The organism is Gilliamella sp. Occ4-3, from assembly GCF_001690675.1.
Taxonomy (GTDB): domain Bacteria; phylum Pseudomonadota; class Gammaproteobacteria; order Enterobacterales; family Orbaceae; genus Gilliamella; species Gilliamella bombi.
This window is the reverse complement of the sequence record NZ_LZHR01000022.1, coordinates 78,233-95,481: the sequence shown is the minus strand read 5'-3', so window position 1 is coordinate 95,481 and position 17,249 is coordinate 78,233. Positions and strand designations below refer to the sequence as shown.

Sequence of the window (17,249 nt, the reverse complement as noted above, 5' to 3'; positions counted from 1 at the left end):
ATTAGGAGTTACAATGTATTCATATATCAAAGTGAAATTTTTAGTTTTGCTTGCTGTTTTGCTTGTTTTGGTTGGATGTGACAATAAAAAAGAACAGCAAACTTCTGCAAATACACTTACCATTGAACATGCTCAAGGTAAAACCGATGTGCCTGAAAATCCTAAAAAAGTTGTTGTTTTTAATACTGCAACACTTGATATCATGGACGCATTAAATATTCCTGTGACAGCATTGCCTCAATCAGATGTACATTATCCAACTTTTTTATCTAAATATGAGCGCAAAGACTACACTAATGTGGGCACTTTATTTGAGCCTAATTATGAAGTTTTAAGTTCAATTCAACCAGATGTTATTGTTGCTGGAGGTCGCGCTACTGATGCTTATAAAAAATTGAATGATATTGCTCCGACGATTTCTTTAGATATTGACCCAAATAATTTTTTAAGTAGTTTAACTCAAAGAACAGAACAATTAGGCTCAATCTTCAATAAACAAAATGAAGCTAAGAAACTTATTGTCGATTTTAATCAAAAAATCGAACAATTGAAAACTAAGACAACTACGGCTGGCACAGCACTTGTGATTATGGTTAATGGCGGTAAAATGTCGGCTTATGGTTCAAAATCTCGTTTTGGTTTTGTGTTTGATGTACTTGGTTTTCAGCCTGCAACCACTTTCCAAGAAGCTGGTCGTCATGGTAATGCCGTTACCTCTGAATTTATTTTGAGTGTTAATCCTCAGTGGATATTTGTGTTAGATAGAGATAATGCAATTGGTAATAAAGAAGCTCAGTCTGCACAACAAGTACTTGACAATGAATTGATCCGAAAAACTGCGGCATGGCAACAAAACCATATCGTTTATTTAGATTCTTCTTCCATGTATATTGCTGGTGGTATCCAAACCTATAGCCATTTGATGGACCAAATAGATGCCGCTTTGCAAAGTGAACCAGCACATTAATGTAAAACATGATTAAATCATTTTATTTTATTGCAGGCATGTTCATTTTATTGATCATGACTGCAATAAGTTTATTTATTGGTGCAGGGCATGTGACACTATTTGATTTATGGTCAGATAGCAATATGCGTGAGATTTTTTTTGTAAGCCGTATTCCTCGAACTGTTGCCTTATTGTTAGCTGGTAGCGCCATGAGTGTTGCAGGTTTGATTATGCAATTATTAACACAAAATCGATTTGTTGAACCTTCTTTAGTTGGCACTACTCAATCGGCTAGTCTTGGCTTATTAGTTATGATGGTTTTAGCTCCTGGCGCTAGTGTTATTACTAAAATGGTTGTTGCTAGCCTATTTGCTATGATTGGCACAATGATATTTATGGCGATTTCTCGAAAGATTATTTTAAAGTCAGCAATAATGGTACCTCTTATTGGCATTATGTTAGGTGCAGTTATTAGCGCTATTACTACATTTTTTGCCATGTATTTTGATTTATTACAATCACTTGGTGGTTGGGAATCGGGTGATTTTTCAGCTATTTTAAAAGGCCGTTACGAATTATTATGGTTGGTGGGTGGTTTGACATTACTTGCTTGTTGGTGTGCGGATCAGTTTACTGTAGTTGGCTTGGGGCGTGATTTTTCTATTAATGTAGGGCTTAACTATCGTCGTGTTATGTTTACAGGGCTTATTGTTATTGCATTAATTGGCGGTATTGTCGTTGTAGTTGTTGGAGTTTTACCATTTTTAGGATTGATTGTACCAAATATTGTTAGTTTATTATTTGGAGACAATGTTCGTAAAACCATGCCATGGATCTGTTTGTTTGGTAGTGGATTAGTTTTAATTTGCGATATTATTGGGCGTGTAATTCGCTATCCTTTTGAGATCCCCGTGAGTGTTATTCTTGGCGTAGTTGGCGCTATTATTTTTTTAATATTGTTGAGTCGAAAACGTCATGTTAGTTAATCAAAAACGCCATATTTTGTGTCAAAAAAGAGTTCTTTTATTGTTAATTATTGCTCTAGTTTGCATAATATGTTTTATGACTTTCAACCTTAAAGGCAATATTAGCTATATTTTGAAGCATCGAACGTGGGTAATGCTAACTATGATTTTAGTCGCTTTTTCGGCTGCGACATCAACACTGCTTTTTCAAACAGTTACCAACAATCGAATATTAACACCTTCTATTATGGGATTTGAATCACTATTTGTACTTATTCAAACAGTTGTAATCTTTTGTATTGATTCACAAGGTATTCCTTATATTGGTATTATTGGTAAATTTGTATTCGAATCACTTTTATTAATTCTATTCTCTTTATTTTTATATCGAGGTTTGTTTACTAGACTCAAGAAAAATTTACATTTGGTATTATTAATAGGAATTATTTTAGGCACATTATTCCGTAGTTTTTCTAATCTATTGCAACGCTTGATGACCCCGTCTGAATTCGCTGTGCTTCAAAGTCGTATTTTTGCTACATTTACACGTGCAGAGCCTATATTGATTATCTTTTCGTTAGTAATAGTAGCTATTGTTGGTCTATTTTTATGGCAAATGCGATTTAAATTTGATGTACTTGCGTTGGGTCGGGATAATGCAATCAATTTGGGTATCGATTATCAAAAAAGTGTCACTATTATATTATTGCTAGTTTCAGTTTTAGTGTCAGTGTCAACGGCATTAGTCGGTCCATTCACTTTTTTGGGGCTTTTAATTACTAATTTAGCTTATAGTATTTGTGGATCAAGCCAACATCGTTTTTTATTGCCTACTGCTTTTTTGTTAGGTGTTATTTTTCTGGTCGGTGGACAAATGTTCTTAGAGCGAGTATTAAATATGGTTGGTGCATTATCCATTGTCATTGAATTCATTGGTGGTTCTTTGTTTATCTTCTTATTATTAAAAAAGGTTCCAAAGTGATAAAAATTGATAATGTTAGTAAAAGCTATCAAACAGTATCTGTATTAAAAAATGTCAACGCGACGATTTCACAAGGTGGAATTACTGCTATTATTGGTCCAAATGGAGCGGGGAAATCGACGCTATTATCAATTATAAGTCGTCTTCTATTAGCTGATGAAGGACAAGTTAAAATTCAAAATATGGATGTTGTTAATACGCCAAGTGATAAACTTGCCACTTATTTATCAGTATTGAGACAAGAAAACCGTTTTACCAGTAGATTGTCTGTTTTTGAACTAGTTGGATTTGGGCGTTATCCTTATACCAAAGGGCGTTTAAATGCTGATGATTATAACCATATTTATCGAGCGCTCGATTTTTTAGATCTTACTGAATATAAAGACCGCTTTTTAGATGAATTATCTGGTGGTCAACGGCAACGAGCTTATGTTGCTATGGTGTTATGTCAAGATACTAAATATGTATTACTTGATGAACCACTCAATAATCTTGATATGAAACATGCTGTTGCCATGATGAAACAATTGCGCCGCGCAGCCGATGAGCTAGGTAAAACCATTGTGATTGTTATTCATGATATCAACTTTGCATCCGTATATTCAGATTACATCTTAGCGATGAAAAATGGTGAATTAATATACCAAGGCAATCCACAACAGATTATGAAAGCCAATATTTTAGAAGATATATTTGATACACCGGTCAAAATTGAAAATATTCACAATCAAAATATTGCTATTTACTATTAACAAATACAATGGAAATTAATTAATCTTAATAGTAAAAAAGTTACAATTGTTTAATTAAGTAAATAAAAATTATTGTTTACTATTTATTTCTAACCATGTTAAATAATTGGCAATATTTTTGTTGAGATAATTATAATGAAATTACAGGAAATAGCACTTTTAGCTGGTGTATCAAGGACGACGGCCAGTTATGTGATCAATGGAAAAGCCAAAAAGTACCGCGTTAGTGATAAAACAGTCGAAAAAGTTATGTCGGTAGTGAAAAAACATAATTACCAACCCAATGCGGTAGCAGCGGGGCTTAGAGCAGGTAAAACCCGGACTATAGGCATTATTATTCCTGATTTAGAAAACAACAGTTACACTCGCATAGCTAATTATTTAGAACAATTGGTAAGAAAGGAAGGATATCAATTACTAATTGCATGTTCCGAAGATAATCCACAAGTCGAAAGAGAGTGTGTCAAACACCTTCAGCAGCGTCGCGTAGATGCCTTAATTGTTTCTTCTTCGTTCGTTTCTGCTCAAGATTATTTTTTTTATGATGACTGGCAAAACGAAAAGATTCCATTATTTGCACTTGATCGAATATTATCCATCTCTAAATTTAGAAATATTGTAGGTGCAGATAAACAAGATTCTAAATCACTTGCTCAAGCATTTAATAACTTTGTACAAGATTCAGTAGTTTATATAGGAGCCCTAGCAAACTTATCTGTTAGTCAACTTCGTTTAGATGGTTTTAAAGATATCAAACTTGACAATTGTAATAAAGTTGATTTTTTATATGCAAATAATTATAGTCGACGAGATGCTGATTTAGCCTTTAGTCAATGGCTAGAAAGTCATGAATTGCCTAATGGCATATTTACTACCTCTTTTTCTTTATTACAGGGGAGCATTGATGCAATTTTAAGAAAATTTGGGCACTTACCTGAGAGTTTAACTATTGCTACCTTTGGAGATAATGAATTGTTAGATTTTTTACCATGTAAAGTCATATCACTTTCGCAAGATCATAAAGAAGTTGCCGATGTAACAATAAAACTGTTTTTAAACTATTTACATAACAATAATTACCAATCGGGCACTACAATAATTCCAAGACGATTGATCTATCGAGGTAGCTTAAGCCGTTAAGGTATTAATTGGCATAAAAAATATGTTAATTCTAAAACAGTTTAAATTAAAAAATAAGATCCAGATCACAAATTACTTATTAATAGACATAATTTATTTGATAATTAATGTTTATTTATTCATTATTGCTGAAACGATTCAATTGATTAAAGGATTTGTTTTTTCTAAGTCATTTTAGTCGACCCAATATTATTAACCCAGAGGTATTTATTATATGTTTCATTTAGTTAAAGAAAACATTCATTTAAATGAACAAGCTACCAATAAAACTGAAGCGATAAAAAAAATTGCTACGGCATTAACCAATGCAGGATTTGTTGAGGATGGTTATGTCGATGGAATGTTAGAACGAGAAGCACAAGCAGCCACATATCTGGGTATAGGTCTTGCTATTCCCCATGGAACTACTAAAACTCGCCATTTAGTCAAAAAAACAGGGGTACAAGTATTTTGTTTTCCTAATGGTGTTCAATGGGGGGATGATGGTGAAAAGGCCTATCTTGCAATTGGTATTGCAGCAAGCTCTGATGAGCATTTAGAATTACTCCGTCAACTAACTCACGTACTTGGAGCTGATGGGGTAGAGGAGAAAATTAAAAAAATTCAGACTGCCGACGAAGCAATTGCTATTTTAACTGGTAAAACAAGTTCTGAAGATAGCCAATTTTCTATAAATGAATCTGCATTATTATTGGATATTCCTGCTGATAGTTTAGCAACTTTACAAGCATTAAATGCATCACGTTTAAAACAGCAACATGCTGTAAATTCAAGCTTTATTGCCGATGTGTTGGACAATAAACCTACATATTTAGGTGATGGAGTTTGGTTAAATGATAGCAAACAAGGTAATTTAAAAAATGCTATGGCGATTAGTCGCACCATCAGTAATATTAATGAAGATGGTAAGCCTGTTAAGTTACTCATCACCATATCAGCAGTTGATGATTCTATTTCTGATATTGTAAATAATATTGCAACTTTAGTTTTTAACCAAAAATTACAATTACTATTATCAGCCAATACTGATGATCTTAGCAGCCTTCTTTTATCTGGTTCTGCGACAATAGAATCTAATAAATCAGAAATCCAATCGACATCTTCAAATGAGTCGACTGTGGCTGAATCGAATAATGAATCATTAAGTCGTGAATTTATTATTCCAAACGAAAATGGCTTACATACACGCCCGTCATCAGTTCTAGTAAAATTAGTTAAAGAGTTTAATTGTAAGGTTACTGTCGCTAATTTAGATGGTAAAGGTGAGCCAGTAAGTGCAACGAGTTTAATGAAAATTGTTGCACTAGGCGCTAAAAAAGGTAGTCGATTACGATTTACTGCAGTAGGTGAAGATGCTACTCAAGCGCTTGATGCTATTGGTAAAGCAATTGGGGATGGTTTAGGTGAGGGGACCGAATAATGACTTATCGTGTCGCAACAATAACTTTAAACCCAGCTTATGATCTTTTGGGTTTTTGTCCCAAAGTTGAGCTTGGTGATGTTAATTTAGTCCAAACCAATGCATTACTTGCTGCTGGCAAAGGTATCAACGTTGCTAAAGTTTTGTCGGATTTAGATGTTCAATTAACTATTGGCGGTTTTTTAGGTAAAGAAAATCGTGATGGATTTAACTTATTATTCAAATCATTAAATGTAATTGATAAATTTGAAACAATTGAAGGTCGTACTCGCATTAATGTTAAATTAACCGAGGAAAATAGTGAAGTGACTGACCTTAATTTTTCAGGCTTTACGATTAACGATCAAGATTGGCAACATTTTGTTACAAATTCTCTTGAATGGTTAAAAGACATTGACATGGTGGCTATCAGCGGTAGTTTACCAGTTGGAGTATCACTTGATAAATTTACTAAGTGGATGGAACAAGTTAAAGCGATTTGTCCAAAGATCGTATTTGATAGTAGCCGAGATGCATTAGTTGCAGGATTAAAAGCAAAACCATGGTTAATTAAACCCAATGACAAAGAGCTAGAAATGTGGGTAGGTCGCAAATTACCAACATTAGAAGATGTTAAAGCAGCTGCTATGGAGTTAGTTAACGACGGCATTGAAAATGTGGTGATCTCGCTAGGAAGTAAAGGCGCTTTGTGGGTAACTAAAAATGAAGCATGGCTTGCAAAACCACCAAAATGTCATGTAGTTAGTACTGTTGGTGCCGGTGATTCAATGGTCGCCGGGTTGATGTATGGCTTAATGACTAATCGTTCAATTAAAGATACTTTAGTCTTTGCATCAAGTGTTGCAGCTTTATCAGTTGGGCAAGCTGGTGTTGGTATATCTGATTGCCAAGCTGTAAATAATATGCTAGAAAAAATTGAAATAATTTCTGAATAGGAGTATTCATGAATATATATATTATTGAAGGTAGTAATACAGGGCCAGTAAATGGACGTTTGGCTAAAGCGGAATTAGCTTTAGCCGCAAACGAATTAAATCTAAATCTGGTTGATAATGCAACATCGGCTGATGTTATAGTTGCAGTAGGTTCTGGAACTATCAGTGATAAAGCAGTTGTTGGTAAAAAGGTTTATGCCGTTGATGATTTAAATCAAATTTTTGCTAACCCAAAACAGATTTTAACAGATGCGCAAAGTAAAGCGAGTGTTTATCAACAAACAGCCGAAGCTATGCCTGCCTCAAGCAATAATACCAGTATAAAACGTATTGTTGCGGTAACCGCATGTCCAACAGGTGTTGCTCACACCTTTATGGCAGCAGAAGCGATTGAAGAGGAAGCCAAAAAACGTGGATGGTGGTGTAAGGTTGAAACACGTGGCTCAGTTGGTGTCGGTAATGAATTAACACCAGAAGAAGTGGCTTCAGCCGATGTTGTAATTGCGGCTTGTGATATTGATGTTGATTTGAGTAAATTTGCAGGTAAAAAACTTTATCGCACCAAAACAGGTCCAGCTCTGAAAAAAACAGCACAAGAATTTGATAAAGCATTTGAAGAAGCAACCGTATATCAACCGTCATCAAATACTTCAACCGCTAAATCAAGCAACGAGAAAAAAGGTATTTATCAGCACCTTCTAACAGGTGTATCTTATATGTTACCAATGGTGGTTGCAGGTGGTTTGATTATTGCGCTTTCATTCGCTTTTGGTTCATTTGAAATGGTTGATGGAGTACAAAAATTAATTGGAGAATCGCATTTAGCCGAAATCGGTGGTCTTGCTTTCTCACTTATGGTGCCACTGCTTTCAGGTTATATTGCTTATTCCATTGCTGACAGACCCGGTCTTGCACCAGGACTTGTTGGCGGTTTGCTAGCAGTTTCGACGGGGGCTGGCTTTTTAGGTGGAATTATTATTGGTTATTTTGCAGGTTATCTAGCACTATTAATCACTAAATATTTACCATTACCAAAAAGTCTAGAGGCATTGAAACCAATATTAATCGTACCACTATTTGCAACGCTTATTACCGGTCTTGTGATGCAATTTATTGTTGGTACGCCTATTGCGTGGTTAATGAACGTTGTAACAGTATGGTTAAATTCAATGGGTACAGCCAATGCCGTTATATTGGGCGCTATATTAGGTGGCATGATGTGTACTGATATGGGTGGACCAATAAATAAGGTTGCTTATGCATTTGGTACAGGTTTAATTTCAGCGCAGGTTTATGCTCCAATGGCAGCGGTTATGGCTGGGGGCATGGTTCCACCTTTAGCAATGGGAATTGCGACATTGATTGCGCGCAAAAAATTTGCTAAAACTGAACAAGAAAGTGGTAAGGCTTCATTGGTATTAGGCTTATGCTTTATTTCAGAAGGAGCAATTCCATTTGCTGCGCGCGATCCATTACGTGTTATCCCATGTTGTATTGTTGGTGGTGCTATTACGGGTGGTATGGCGTTAGCCTTCGGTTCAACATTAATGACGCCGCATGGTGGTTTATTTGCTTTAGCAATTCCGGGCGTTGTTAAACCAGTAGTTGGTTACTTATTGTCTATTGTTGTTGGTGCCGTTATTGCTGGTGTAGCATATGCATTTATTAAACAACCAGAGTCAGAAGCTGTAACTGCTGCGTAATTTTAAACATATAAATAAAAGCGCCATCAAGTGATGGCGTTTTTATATAATATGACATTTAAGCTATTTTTTTACCCAGCGCTGTAAATCTTTAGGGATAAAATGATCCATTTGTTGTAGTATAGTTCGATGATCTTCCGAAACAATTAATGTTTTATAAAAACTATCTCGAACAAAACCTTCATTCACTGCATGTTGCAAAAAATTAAGCATTGGTTGCCAAAATTCTAACACATTAAATAATGCAACGGGCTTTTCATGATAACCTATTTGCATTGCTGTCCAAACTTCAAAAAATTCTTCTAAAGTTCCAGTTCCTCCTGGCATTGCAATAAAACCATCAGCTAATTCCGAAAGTCTTGCTTTGCGTTGATGCATATTATCCACTACTTCTAAACGAGTGATACCGTGGTGTGCTGTTTCGGCTTTGACTAAACGTTCAGGAATAATACCAATCACCTCACCGCCGTGCGCAAGTACTGTATTAGCAATAATTCCCATTAAACCTTTATTACCACCACCATAAATTAGCCGTCGATTTTGTTCTACTAAAGTTTTGCCTAATTGTTCTGCTTGTGTACGATATTCTAATTGGTTCCCTTCGCTTGCTCCGCAAAAAATACAAATATTTTTTTTCATAAATGCCATTTTACCTGTTAATAATATATTTAATTATCCTAGCATATCTATAGATTAATTTGATTACAAGCTGAGCAGTTAATTCTATTTGCTGTTTTAGAGATTGACATTGGTGTTATATATAGTTAATATTCATTCCGTTAAGTGTTCCTCCATAGTTCAGTCGGTAGAACGGCGGACTGTTAATCCGTATGTCACAGGTTCAAGTCCTGTTGGAGGAGCCAATTTCCGAATTTATAAAACTTGCTTATGGCAGGTTTTTTTATATGCAACCCATTCTGATTATTCGTTTCGTTATTACAGCAAATAGACCTAAATCCGAGTTTATTGGGTATGTATTTAGCCATTGCTAAATGGATTATTAGTTAAAATAGGATCAAAGCTTTGTGATAGTAAATTTTTGCTTTAGCATTGTGTTATTCTCGGCGCGGGGAAACAGCGTACAGCTGTTTTATGAACTAAATATAATAGCTCTAAAATCATACAAGAAACTAATTTAAGTTAAATAAACAAAACTAAACTCGCGAACAAGCTAAATTGTAATAACTAAGTTATATTTGTTTATCTAAGTTTTTAAGCATTTCGATGATCGGTCGATTGGCGTCAGGGAATTCGTCGGCATTCAGATCTTCTTGGTCAACCCAACGACTTGGTTGGCCTTCTTTAGCAAAAGGGACTCCATCCCACTCTTCAACTAAATATGCATGAATTGTAATATCGCGATCATCATAATTGTGGTTAAAGGTATCTAAAAATTGGGCTTGGTGGATATGGATGTCAACTTCTTCAGCGATTTCGCGTTGTAAGGTTTGATATGGCGTTTCTCCGGTCTCGATTTTTCCACCAGGAAACTCCCAAAAACCAGCAAGATGAGAGTCTTCTCCGCGTTGGGTGATAAATATTTGACAATTTTGTGAACGAATAATACCTACAGCAATTTCAATATGTTTATTCATAATTCTATTTGCCTATGAGTAAAATTTTGGGGGAAAGTTGTGACTTTCCCTTTCAACCTATTGTCGATCTTAATCGACGATTTAAGTATCAAATTTGTTTGATGATACTAAATTTTTTCCTTACTGAACAGCACCATGGCAATGTTTATATTTTTTACCTGAACCACAGGGGCATGGATCATTACGACCAACTTTGGCTTGAGTTCGTACTATTGGTTGCGAAGAAGCTCCTGCTGATAGTTCTTCATTTTCGCCATTTATACTCGCTACCGAATCATGGTTAGCTTGTTGTTTGGCCATTAGTTTTTCCATTTCTGCTAGGCGTTGGCGTTCAGCTTCGTCAACTTCTTCTTGTGAGCGAATTTGTACGCGACTCAAAATACCAATAACATCATATTTTAATGATTCTAGCATGTTAGCAAACATATTAAATGATTCACGTTTATATTCCTGTTTTGGATCTTTTTGTGCATAGCCGCGCAAATGAATACCTTGGCGTAAATAATCCATAGCTGCTAAATGTTCTTTCCAAAGCGTATCAAGTGTTTGTAACATAACACTTTTCTCGAAATGTCTAAATGTTTCAGCTCCAGTCATGTTTTCTTTTTCTAAATATTTGTCTTGAGCAATTTGTAAGATTCGTTCACGCAATGTTTCTTCGTGCAGATTTTGCTCTTCATCTAGCCATTTTGCGACCGGTAAATCCAAGTCAAAGTCTGTTTTTAGCGCAGTTTCAAGACCTGGTATATTCCACATATCTTCAATTGATTGTGGTGGAATGTATTGGTCTATTAGAGTGTTAAATACATCAGCTCGAATTGAATCAATGGTATCTTTTATATCGGTATTATCAAGTAAGCCGTTTCGTTCTCGGTAAATTACTTTACGTTGATCGTTGGCGACATCATCATATTCAAGAAGTTGTTTACGAATATCAAAGTTGCGACTTTCAACTTTCTTTTGAGCATTGGCAATGGCTTTTGTGACCCATGGGTGTTCAATAGCTTCACCTTCTTTCATACCCAATTTACGCATCATATTACCCATACGATCAGAGGCGAAAATTCTCATCAATGGATCTTCCAGTGATAGATAAAAGCGTGAAGCGCCAGGGTCACCTTGACGTCCTGCACGACCTCGTAGTTGGTTGTCGATACGGCGTGACTCGTGACGTTCAGTACCTAAAATATAAAGTCCACCTAACTCAATCACTTCTTCGTGTTTTGTTTGCCAAGCTTGTTTCGCTTTTTCGATGTCTTCTTGTGTTGGATTTTCAATTTTTGCTATATCATTTTGCCAGTTACCACCGAGCATAATATCAGTACCACGACCAGCCATGTTAGTTGCAATAGTAACTGCACCTTTACTCCCTGCATTAGCAATGATTTCAGCTTCTTGAGCATGGAATTTAGCATTTAGGACATTATGTTTGATACCTGCTTTTTTAAATGCTTGTGAAACTAATTCTGATTTTTCGATTGATGCTGTTCCGACTAAAACAGGTTGACCGCGTTTTACACATTCTTGTACATCAGATACAATTGCATTTATCTTTTCCTTTTCGGTCATATAGACAAGGTCGGATTGATCTTTTCGTTGCATTGGGCGATTAGTTGGAATAACAATCGTATCTAAACCATAAATTTGGTTAAACTCAAATGCTTCAGTGTCAGCAGTACCTGTCATGCCAGCTAGTTTTTCATATAAACGGAAATAGTTTTGGAAAGTAATTGAAGCCAGTGTTTGGTTCTCATTTTGGATTTTAACGTGCTCTTTTGCTTCAACAGCTTGATGTAAACCATCAGACCAACGTCGACCATCCATTGTTCTTCCAGTATGTTCGTCAACGATGATAATTTCGTTATCTCTGACAATATAATCAACGTCGCGATGGAATAGGTGGTGAGCGCGTAGGGCTGCATTAACGTGATGCATCAATACGATATTGCTCGGCGCATAAAGTGACTCATCACCTTTCATGATACCTTGTTTTATCAGTAATTCTTCAACTTTAACTAAGCCTCGTTCTGTTAAGTTAACTTGGCGAGATTTTTCATCAATTGAGAAGTCACCATCACCTTGGAACTGGTCAGAGTCTTCTTTTTCTTGATGGGTCAAGTAAGGAATGATTTTATCAACGCTAATATATCTGTCGGAACTATCTTCCGCTTGACCTGAAATAATCAGAGGTGTTCTTGCTTCATCAATTAAAATTGAGTCAACTTCATCGACTAAGGCGTAATGTAATGGACGTTGTACTCGAGCATCTTTGGTAAATACCATATTATCGCGTAGGTAGTCGAAACCATATTCATTATTGGTACCATAGGTGATATCTGCGTTGTAAGCCTCACGTTTTATGTGTGCGGGCATATTTGGTAGGTTAATCCCTACAGTTAAGCCCAAAAATTCGAATAAAGGACGATTATTTTCAGCGTCTCGCTGCGCTAAGTAATCATTAACCGTAACAACGTGTACACCTTTACCTGTTAGTGCATTTAAGTAGGCAGGTAATGTCGCTGTTAAAGTTTTACCTTCACCCGTACGCATTTCAGCAATGCAACGTTCATTTAATACCATACCACCGATTAACTGCACATCAAAATGACGCATGCCAAATACACGTTTACTCGCTTCACGTACCACTGCGAAAGCTTCTTCCAAAATATCATCTAATTGGGTCCCAGAGGCAATCCTGTCTTTAAATTCTGTAGTTTTTGCTTTTAGTTCATCATCAGTTAATGCTTCCATGGCTGGTTCAAGTGCATTAATTTTTTCAACTCGTTTACGCATACTTTTTAATACGCGCTCATTGCGGCTACCAAATACTTTTGTTAATAATTTTAATAACATAACTTTTCTCTTGTTTTTTAATACGGATTTTAAGGCTTTTACCTTGAATAAAAATTAGTTTTATTTGTGCGTAAATTCTAAGAGGTAGTTTTTGGTCCAGCTCGTATGCCGTTGTAAGGGGATAGTCGGATTGCCTTGCTATGGGAAAGATCATCATAATTGGGCGTTATTAAAAGTACTACAGTATGCTGTTTTGGGGAACATGCTAGTGTTGGTAACTTTCTTTGTGCTGTTTCTCTGTGATCTTGTACAATGGATGTAATAGCAATAATTCCACTGTGCGAAACATCAGATTCCGATGGAAGCGCTTCGTTTTGACATAAACCAAACCCAGCAGCAATCACACCTAATAATAAGTGCGATAAAGCGGTTTTGATAATCAATCGTTTGTTGAGTTTTTGCCAATAGTTGATGACGATCATAATCTGCGCATTTTAGCATTTTTTAGCAAAATAAAAAACCCTTATTACAAGGGGAATAATTTAATAAAAGGAATTTTAATAAGATGATAGGTTTATAAAAACTCGCTTTTTTTCGGTAATGATAAGCGAGTTTTTGTTAATTTAACTTCCCTCAATCCAACCATACTAAAAATTGAATCAAGGAAAGAGATAAAGGAATAAATATTATTCCACCATTAATTGCCCCATCATGCCAGTTGTTTCATGTTCAATAATGTGACAGTGATACATGCGAAGCCCAGGAAGATTTTGCTGTATTTTGATGGTAAGTTTTTCGTGTGGCCGCAAATTAATGGTATCTTTTAAGGCAATATAATCAGGCTGAGTTTTTTTACCATTTAACTCGTGCGATTGTACAATAAATTGTGCGCCATGGATGTGGAAATTGTGATCCATATGGGAGTTATTAAATATTGTCCATTCTTCAATATCGTGAATTTTGCTTTTTAGATCAATTCGCGACATATCATGACGTTTACCATTAATTAAAAATAACACACCACCACGCGGCTCTTTCATGTCCATTACTTCGGTATATTCCAGTAATTTATGGACGACAGCTGGCCCCATATTAGGTAGTTGGTTTAATGTGTTTGGTAAGGTGATTGGCTCGGATTTAGTCAGTGTTAACTCACCTAGTATTATATCTTGTTCTGGCGGTACATTGCCCATTTTATTGCGATCATATCCGATTGATTGTAAATATACAGTACCAGTTTGTTTTGGTATTATGACTAATTCAGCACGTTCAGCCGGAGTTAATAATAAGGGTTTGGTAAGCAGATAGGGTTTAGCTAATAGTCCACCATCAGTGCCAACTAAAAAGACATCGCAGTTAGGGATAGAAAGATTGAGATATCGACCTGAACACGAATTCCATACTCGGATATGTGTGGCTGAATCTATTTTGATTTTTGGGCGGTAACTGCCATTTATCAATACAAATTGGCCTTCACGTCCATTCATCCAATCAACCATTGAATTATCAGCAATTTGGCCTTTGTCGGTTAATTTTAAGTCAGAAAAGAACCAATTTTGTTCAGGGAACGATGCAAGTGGATCGTGTTTGCTACGAACAATAAATGTACCAGCTAAACCTCGATAAACTTGTTCTGCTACTGTATTGTGTCCGTGAGGATGATACCAATAAGTGCCAGCCGTATCTTTAGGAATGGTAAACTCATAAGTTCGACTGCCTCCTGCTGGAATTTCGTTTTGTGGGTTGCCGTCTTGATCAGATGGAATGAGCAAGCCGTGCCAATGAATTGTCGTTGATTGAGTAAGTTCATTTTTTACAGTGATTTTAACATGGTCTTCTTCAAATACTTCAATTTTCGGACCAGGTATCATTCCATTATAGGTCCAAAATTCCGTGGTTAAATCTGGCGTTAATGCAATTTTGGTTGGTTTTATATGTAATGTTGCTTCAAAAACACCTTTTTTCTTGCTCTCATTTTTTAAGTTGGTCAAAGTTGGTAGATCCATTCCTTGTGGTAGTGCTGAAGTCGATAAAAGTTTTTGCGGCATTTGATTGTGATTCATGTCCATATTCATGTGTTGGTGCATATTATCCCCCTTTTGACATTCATCAGAATTAGTATCACACATTGTGTCATGCATATTATTGTTCCCCATTTGGGCTATAGCTTTAGTTGCGACCAATCCACCGATAGCTGTGGTAATATTTATCAAAAAATTTCGACGTTTCATGATGTTCCTCAAAATAGTTAATTTTAACAATAACCTGATGGTTATACTGATAAAACAAATATCAATATAATTCAGTTATTGCTTGTAGTGTTACTTACTGCTTTTATTTACATAAACCAATTAAACAGCTTGCGGTGGTCTTAACTCTGGAATAAATTCGTTATATTGTAGAATAGGCTTAATGGGCAGATATCGTTCACTGCTAGACGAAATATAAAGTTTTGCAGGAAAATTAGAGTTCAAAATATTACAGGTTGAACACTGATGAAACAAAGCACAAGCTGATATGATTGTGTTTTTTCGCAAAACCAAAACTGGCTCGTTAGAAATAGATTCGTGTTTAGGTGTTAATTCAGATGTGGAATGAGCAGAATGACAAGTTAAAACTGGTGATAATAATAAGTTAGATAAATGCCATGAAGAATAACTAAACAAAAATAGTATTGATGCTAATACAATTATTTGGCAAATTGGTTTATTTTGGGGTGTTATAGGCATCTTGATATCTCGCTATTTTTTGTAAAATAAATAATAGCCCTACTTAAAGTTTAAATATCACCTTGATATAACTAGTTTAATTTAATTGTATTGATTTGTCGACTTGTCTATTAATATATTAAAAATACTAAAATTTTAAGTTAATGTGTAAAAAAATAAGATAATTATGACGTGTTCTGGTATGATATTTAACAATAATAATTGGCAAATAATATTGATATGAAGATTCTTTTTGGTGTTCAAGGAACAGGAAATGGCCATGTCAGTCGTTGTAGAACTTTAGCTAAAGCATTAAAAAAAGCTGGAGCTGATGTTGATTATATTTTTAGTGGACGTGATCCTAAAGACTATTTTGATATGCAAGTTTTTGGTGATTATAAGACTTATCGAGGTGTCACCTTTGCAACACTAAATGGTAAAATTAATTTTCGTAAAACCATACAACGAATTCGTGCTTTCAGGCTGATTAAAGACGTGCGGGAACTCGATTTATCAAAGTATGATTGTATTATTAGTGATTTTGAGCCAGTCACTGCTTGGGCCGCACATCATCAGCAACGTGACTGTTTAGGTATAAGTAATCAGGCCGTATGCCAATATCTTAAACCTAAAGAATATGGGTTAGTTGCCAATGTAATTATGAAATATTATGCGCCAGTTACTAAGCCTATTGGTTTGCATTGGTTTCATTTTGGGCATAAGTTATTGCCACCGATGATTGATTCATTTAATGCCACACCAACAGAAGATGGCAGCATTGTGGTTTATTTGCCGTTTGAAGGTATAGATGAAATCATTGGTATGTTAAAACAATTTCAAGATCATCAATTTATCTGTTTTCACCCAGATATAAAGCAAGAATCGCAACGAGGTAATATTAATTTTCAACCTCTTAGTCGTGATAGTTTTACGCAAGCTTTAGTCAATTGCTCTGGCATTATTTCAAATACGGGCTTTGCATTGATTTCTGAAGCATTAACGCTTGGTAAAAAGATTCTTACTAAGCCTGTGGCAGGTCAATTTGAACAAATTTATAATGCTCAATGTTTACGATCTCTTGATATGGCAACGGTTATGGAAAGTTTAAACTGTATCAAACTTAAGTATTGGTTAGATTTACCTTCACCAAAACCAATAATATACCCTGATGTTGCTACAGAATTGTCTAATTGGATCGTTGCTGGACAAAAAGAGTCGTTACTTTCTTTAAGCGAACGACTTTGGAGTCAAACCATCTTTCCTGAGCATGTCAATCAGCGAATAAAATCTTTAGGGTATGTGTAAAG

The 17,249-nt window shown here is 35.5% G+C and carries 15 protein-coding genes and 1 tRNA gene; 10 read left to right on the top strand and 6 right to left on the bottom strand.

The window, feature by feature from the left end; all coding sequences use genetic code 11:
* The first annotated feature begins 13 nt into the window (after positions 1-13).
* From A9G44_RS02550 to fruA, 8 genes are all read left to right on the top strand, one after another.
* On the top strand, positions 14-967 hold the full coding sequence (locus tag A9G44_RS02550; RefSeq protein WP_143426288.1) for a siderophore ABC transporter substrate-binding protein: 954 nt from the start codon (positions 14-16) through the stop codon (positions 965-967).
* A gap of 11 nt (positions 968-978) precedes the next feature.
* Positions 979-1,935, top strand: a complete 957-nt coding sequence (locus A9G44_RS02545; RefSeq protein ID WP_065609147.1) for an ABC transporter permease — start codon at positions 979-981, stop codon at positions 1,933-1,935.
* Positions 1,925-2,896 carry an iron chelate uptake ABC transporter family permease subunit gene (locus A9G44_RS02540; protein WP_065575685.1) on the top strand — a complete coding sequence of 324 codons (972 nt, stop codon included), beginning with the start codon at positions 1,925-1,927 and terminating at the stop codon, positions 2,894-2,896. Before A9G44_RS02545 ends, A9G44_RS02540 begins: the two co-directional genes overlap by 11 nt.
* On the top strand, positions 2,893-3,648 hold the full coding sequence (locus tag A9G44_RS02535) for an iron ABC transporter ATP-binding protein (RefSeq protein ID WP_034912582.1): 756 nt from the start codon (positions 2,893-2,895) through the stop codon (positions 3,646-3,648). Before A9G44_RS02540 ends, A9G44_RS02535 begins: the two co-directional genes overlap by 4 nt.
* 135 nt (positions 3,649-3,783) lie before the next feature.
* Positions 3,784-4,788 carry a catabolite repressor/activator gene (cra, locus tag A9G44_RS02530; protein WP_065609107.1) on the top strand — a complete coding sequence of 335 codons (1,005 nt, stop codon included), beginning with the start codon at positions 3,784-3,786 and terminating at the stop codon, positions 4,786-4,788.
* A gap of 214 nt (positions 4,789-5,002) precedes the next feature.
* Complete coding sequence (gene fruB, locus A9G44_RS02525) at positions 5,003-6,208, top strand: fused PTS fructose transporter subunit IIA/HPr protein (RefSeq protein ID WP_065609106.1); 1,206 nt, start codon at positions 5,003-5,005, stop codon at positions 6,206-6,208.
* Entirely contained in the window at positions 6,208-7,143 is a 936-nt protein-coding gene (gene fruK / locus A9G44_RS02520; protein ID WP_065609105.1) for a 1-phosphofructokinase, read from the top strand. The genes fruB and fruK overlap by 1 nt, the downstream gene beginning before the upstream one ends.
* Positions 7,144-7,151: 8 nt before the next feature.
* Positions 7,152-8,846: a PTS fructose transporter subunit IIBC gene (gene fruA / locus A9G44_RS02515; protein ID WP_065609104.1), complete on the top strand. Its 1,695-nt coding sequence runs from the start codon at positions 7,152-7,154 to the stop codon at positions 8,844-8,846.
* Between the two features lie 63 nt (positions 8,847-8,909).
* On the opposite strand, the gene A9G44_RS02510 is transcribed toward fruA, so the two are convergent.
* A complete protein-coding gene (locus A9G44_RS02510; RefSeq protein WP_034912660.1) occupies positions 8,910-9,485 on the bottom strand; it encodes a TIGR00730 family Rossman fold protein in 576 nt (191 codons plus the stop codon).
* A gap of 148 nt (positions 9,486-9,633) precedes the next feature.
* On the opposite strand from A9G44_RS02510, the gene A9G44_RS02505 reads away from it, so the two are divergent.
* Positions 9,634-9,709: transfer RNA gene (locus A9G44_RS02505), tRNA-Asn, on the top strand.
* A 327-nt stretch (positions 9,710-10,036) separates the two neighbouring features.
* Here A9G44_RS02505 and mutT read toward each other — a convergent pair.
* From mutT to A9G44_RS02480, 5 genes are all read right to left on the bottom strand, one after another.
* Entirely contained in the window at positions 10,037-10,441 is a 405-nt protein-coding gene (mutT, locus tag A9G44_RS02500; protein ID WP_065608733.1) for an 8-oxo-dGTP diphosphatase MutT, read from the bottom strand.
* 120 nt (positions 10,442-10,561) lie between these two features.
* Positions 10,562-13,294, bottom strand: a complete 2,733-nt coding sequence (secA, locus tag A9G44_RS02495; protein ID WP_065609103.1) for a preprotein translocase subunit SecA — start codon at positions 13,292-13,294, stop codon at positions 10,562-10,564.
* 77 nt (positions 13,295-13,371) lie between these two features.
* Positions 13,372-13,716, bottom strand: a complete 345-nt coding sequence (locus A9G44_RS02490) for a hypothetical protein (protein WP_065609102.1) — start codon at positions 13,714-13,716, stop codon at positions 13,372-13,374.
* A gap of 204 nt (positions 13,717-13,920) precedes the next feature.
* Positions 13,921-15,465: a multicopper oxidase family protein gene (locus tag A9G44_RS02485; RefSeq protein ID WP_081298226.1), complete on the bottom strand. Its 1,545-nt coding sequence runs from the start codon at positions 15,463-15,465 to the stop codon at positions 13,921-13,923.
* A gap of 120 nt (positions 15,466-15,585) precedes the next feature.
* Positions 15,586-15,963, bottom strand: a complete 378-nt coding sequence (locus tag A9G44_RS02480; protein ID WP_065609100.1) for a hypothetical protein — start codon at positions 15,961-15,963, stop codon at positions 15,586-15,588.
* 219 nt (positions 15,964-16,182) lie between these two features.
* Between A9G44_RS02480 and A9G44_RS02475 the strand changes: the two genes are divergently transcribed.
* Positions 16,183-17,247: an MJ1255/VC2487 family glycosyltransferase gene (locus A9G44_RS02475; protein ID WP_065609099.1), complete on the top strand. Its 1,065-nt coding sequence runs from the start codon at positions 16,183-16,185 to the stop codon at positions 17,245-17,247.
* Positions 17,248-17,249: the final 2 nt, after the last annotated feature.

Excerpts from the sequence above, each read along its gene's own strand:
- A9G44_RS02550 (WP_143426288.1), top strand. The coding sequence starts at position 14 with ATGTATTCATATATCAAAGTGAAATTTTTAGTTTTGCTTGCTGTTTTG.
- A9G44_RS02540 (WP_065575685.1), top strand. The coding sequence starts at position 1,925 with ATGTTAGTTAATCAAAAACGCCATATTTTGTGTCAAAAAAGAGTTCTT.
- cra (WP_065609107.1), top strand. The coding sequence starts at position 3,784 with ATGAAATTACAGGAAATAGCACTTTTAGCTGGTGTATCAAGGACGACG.
- fruB (WP_065609106.1), top strand. The coding sequence starts at position 5,003 with ATGTTTCATTTAGTTAAAGAAAACATTCATTTAAATGAACAAGCTACC.
- fruK (WP_065609105.1), top strand. The coding sequence starts at position 6,208 with ATGACTTATCGTGTCGCAACAATAACTTTAAACCCAGCTTATGATCTT.
- fruA (WP_065609104.1), top strand. The coding sequence starts at position 7,152 with ATGAATATATATATTATTGAAGGTAGTAATACAGGGCCAGTAAATGGA.
- A9G44_RS02510 (WP_034912660.1), bottom strand. The coding sequence starts at position 9,485 with ATGAAAAAAAATATTTGTATTTTTTGCGGAGCAAGCGAAGGGAACCAA.
- mutT (WP_065608733.1), bottom strand. The coding sequence starts at position 10,441 with ATGAATAAACATATTGAAATTGCTGTAGGTATTATTCGTTCACAAAAT.
- secA (WP_065609103.1), bottom strand. The coding sequence starts at position 13,294 with ATGTTATTAAAATTATTAACAAAAGTATTTGGTAGCCGCAATGAGCGC.
- A9G44_RS02490 (WP_065609102.1), bottom strand. The coding sequence starts at position 13,716 with ATGATCGTCATCAACTATTGGCAAAAACTCAACAAACGATTGATTATC.
- A9G44_RS02485 (WP_081298226.1), bottom strand. The coding sequence starts at position 15,465 with ATGAAACGTCGAAATTTTTTGATAAATATTACCACAGCTATCGGTGGA.
- A9G44_RS02480 (WP_065609100.1), bottom strand. The coding sequence starts at position 15,963 with ATGCCTATAACACCCCAAAATAAACCAATTTGCCAAATAATTGTATTA.
- A9G44_RS02475 (WP_065609099.1), top strand. The coding sequence starts at position 16,183 with ATGAAGATTCTTTTTGGTGTTCAAGGAACAGGAAATGGCCATGTCAGT.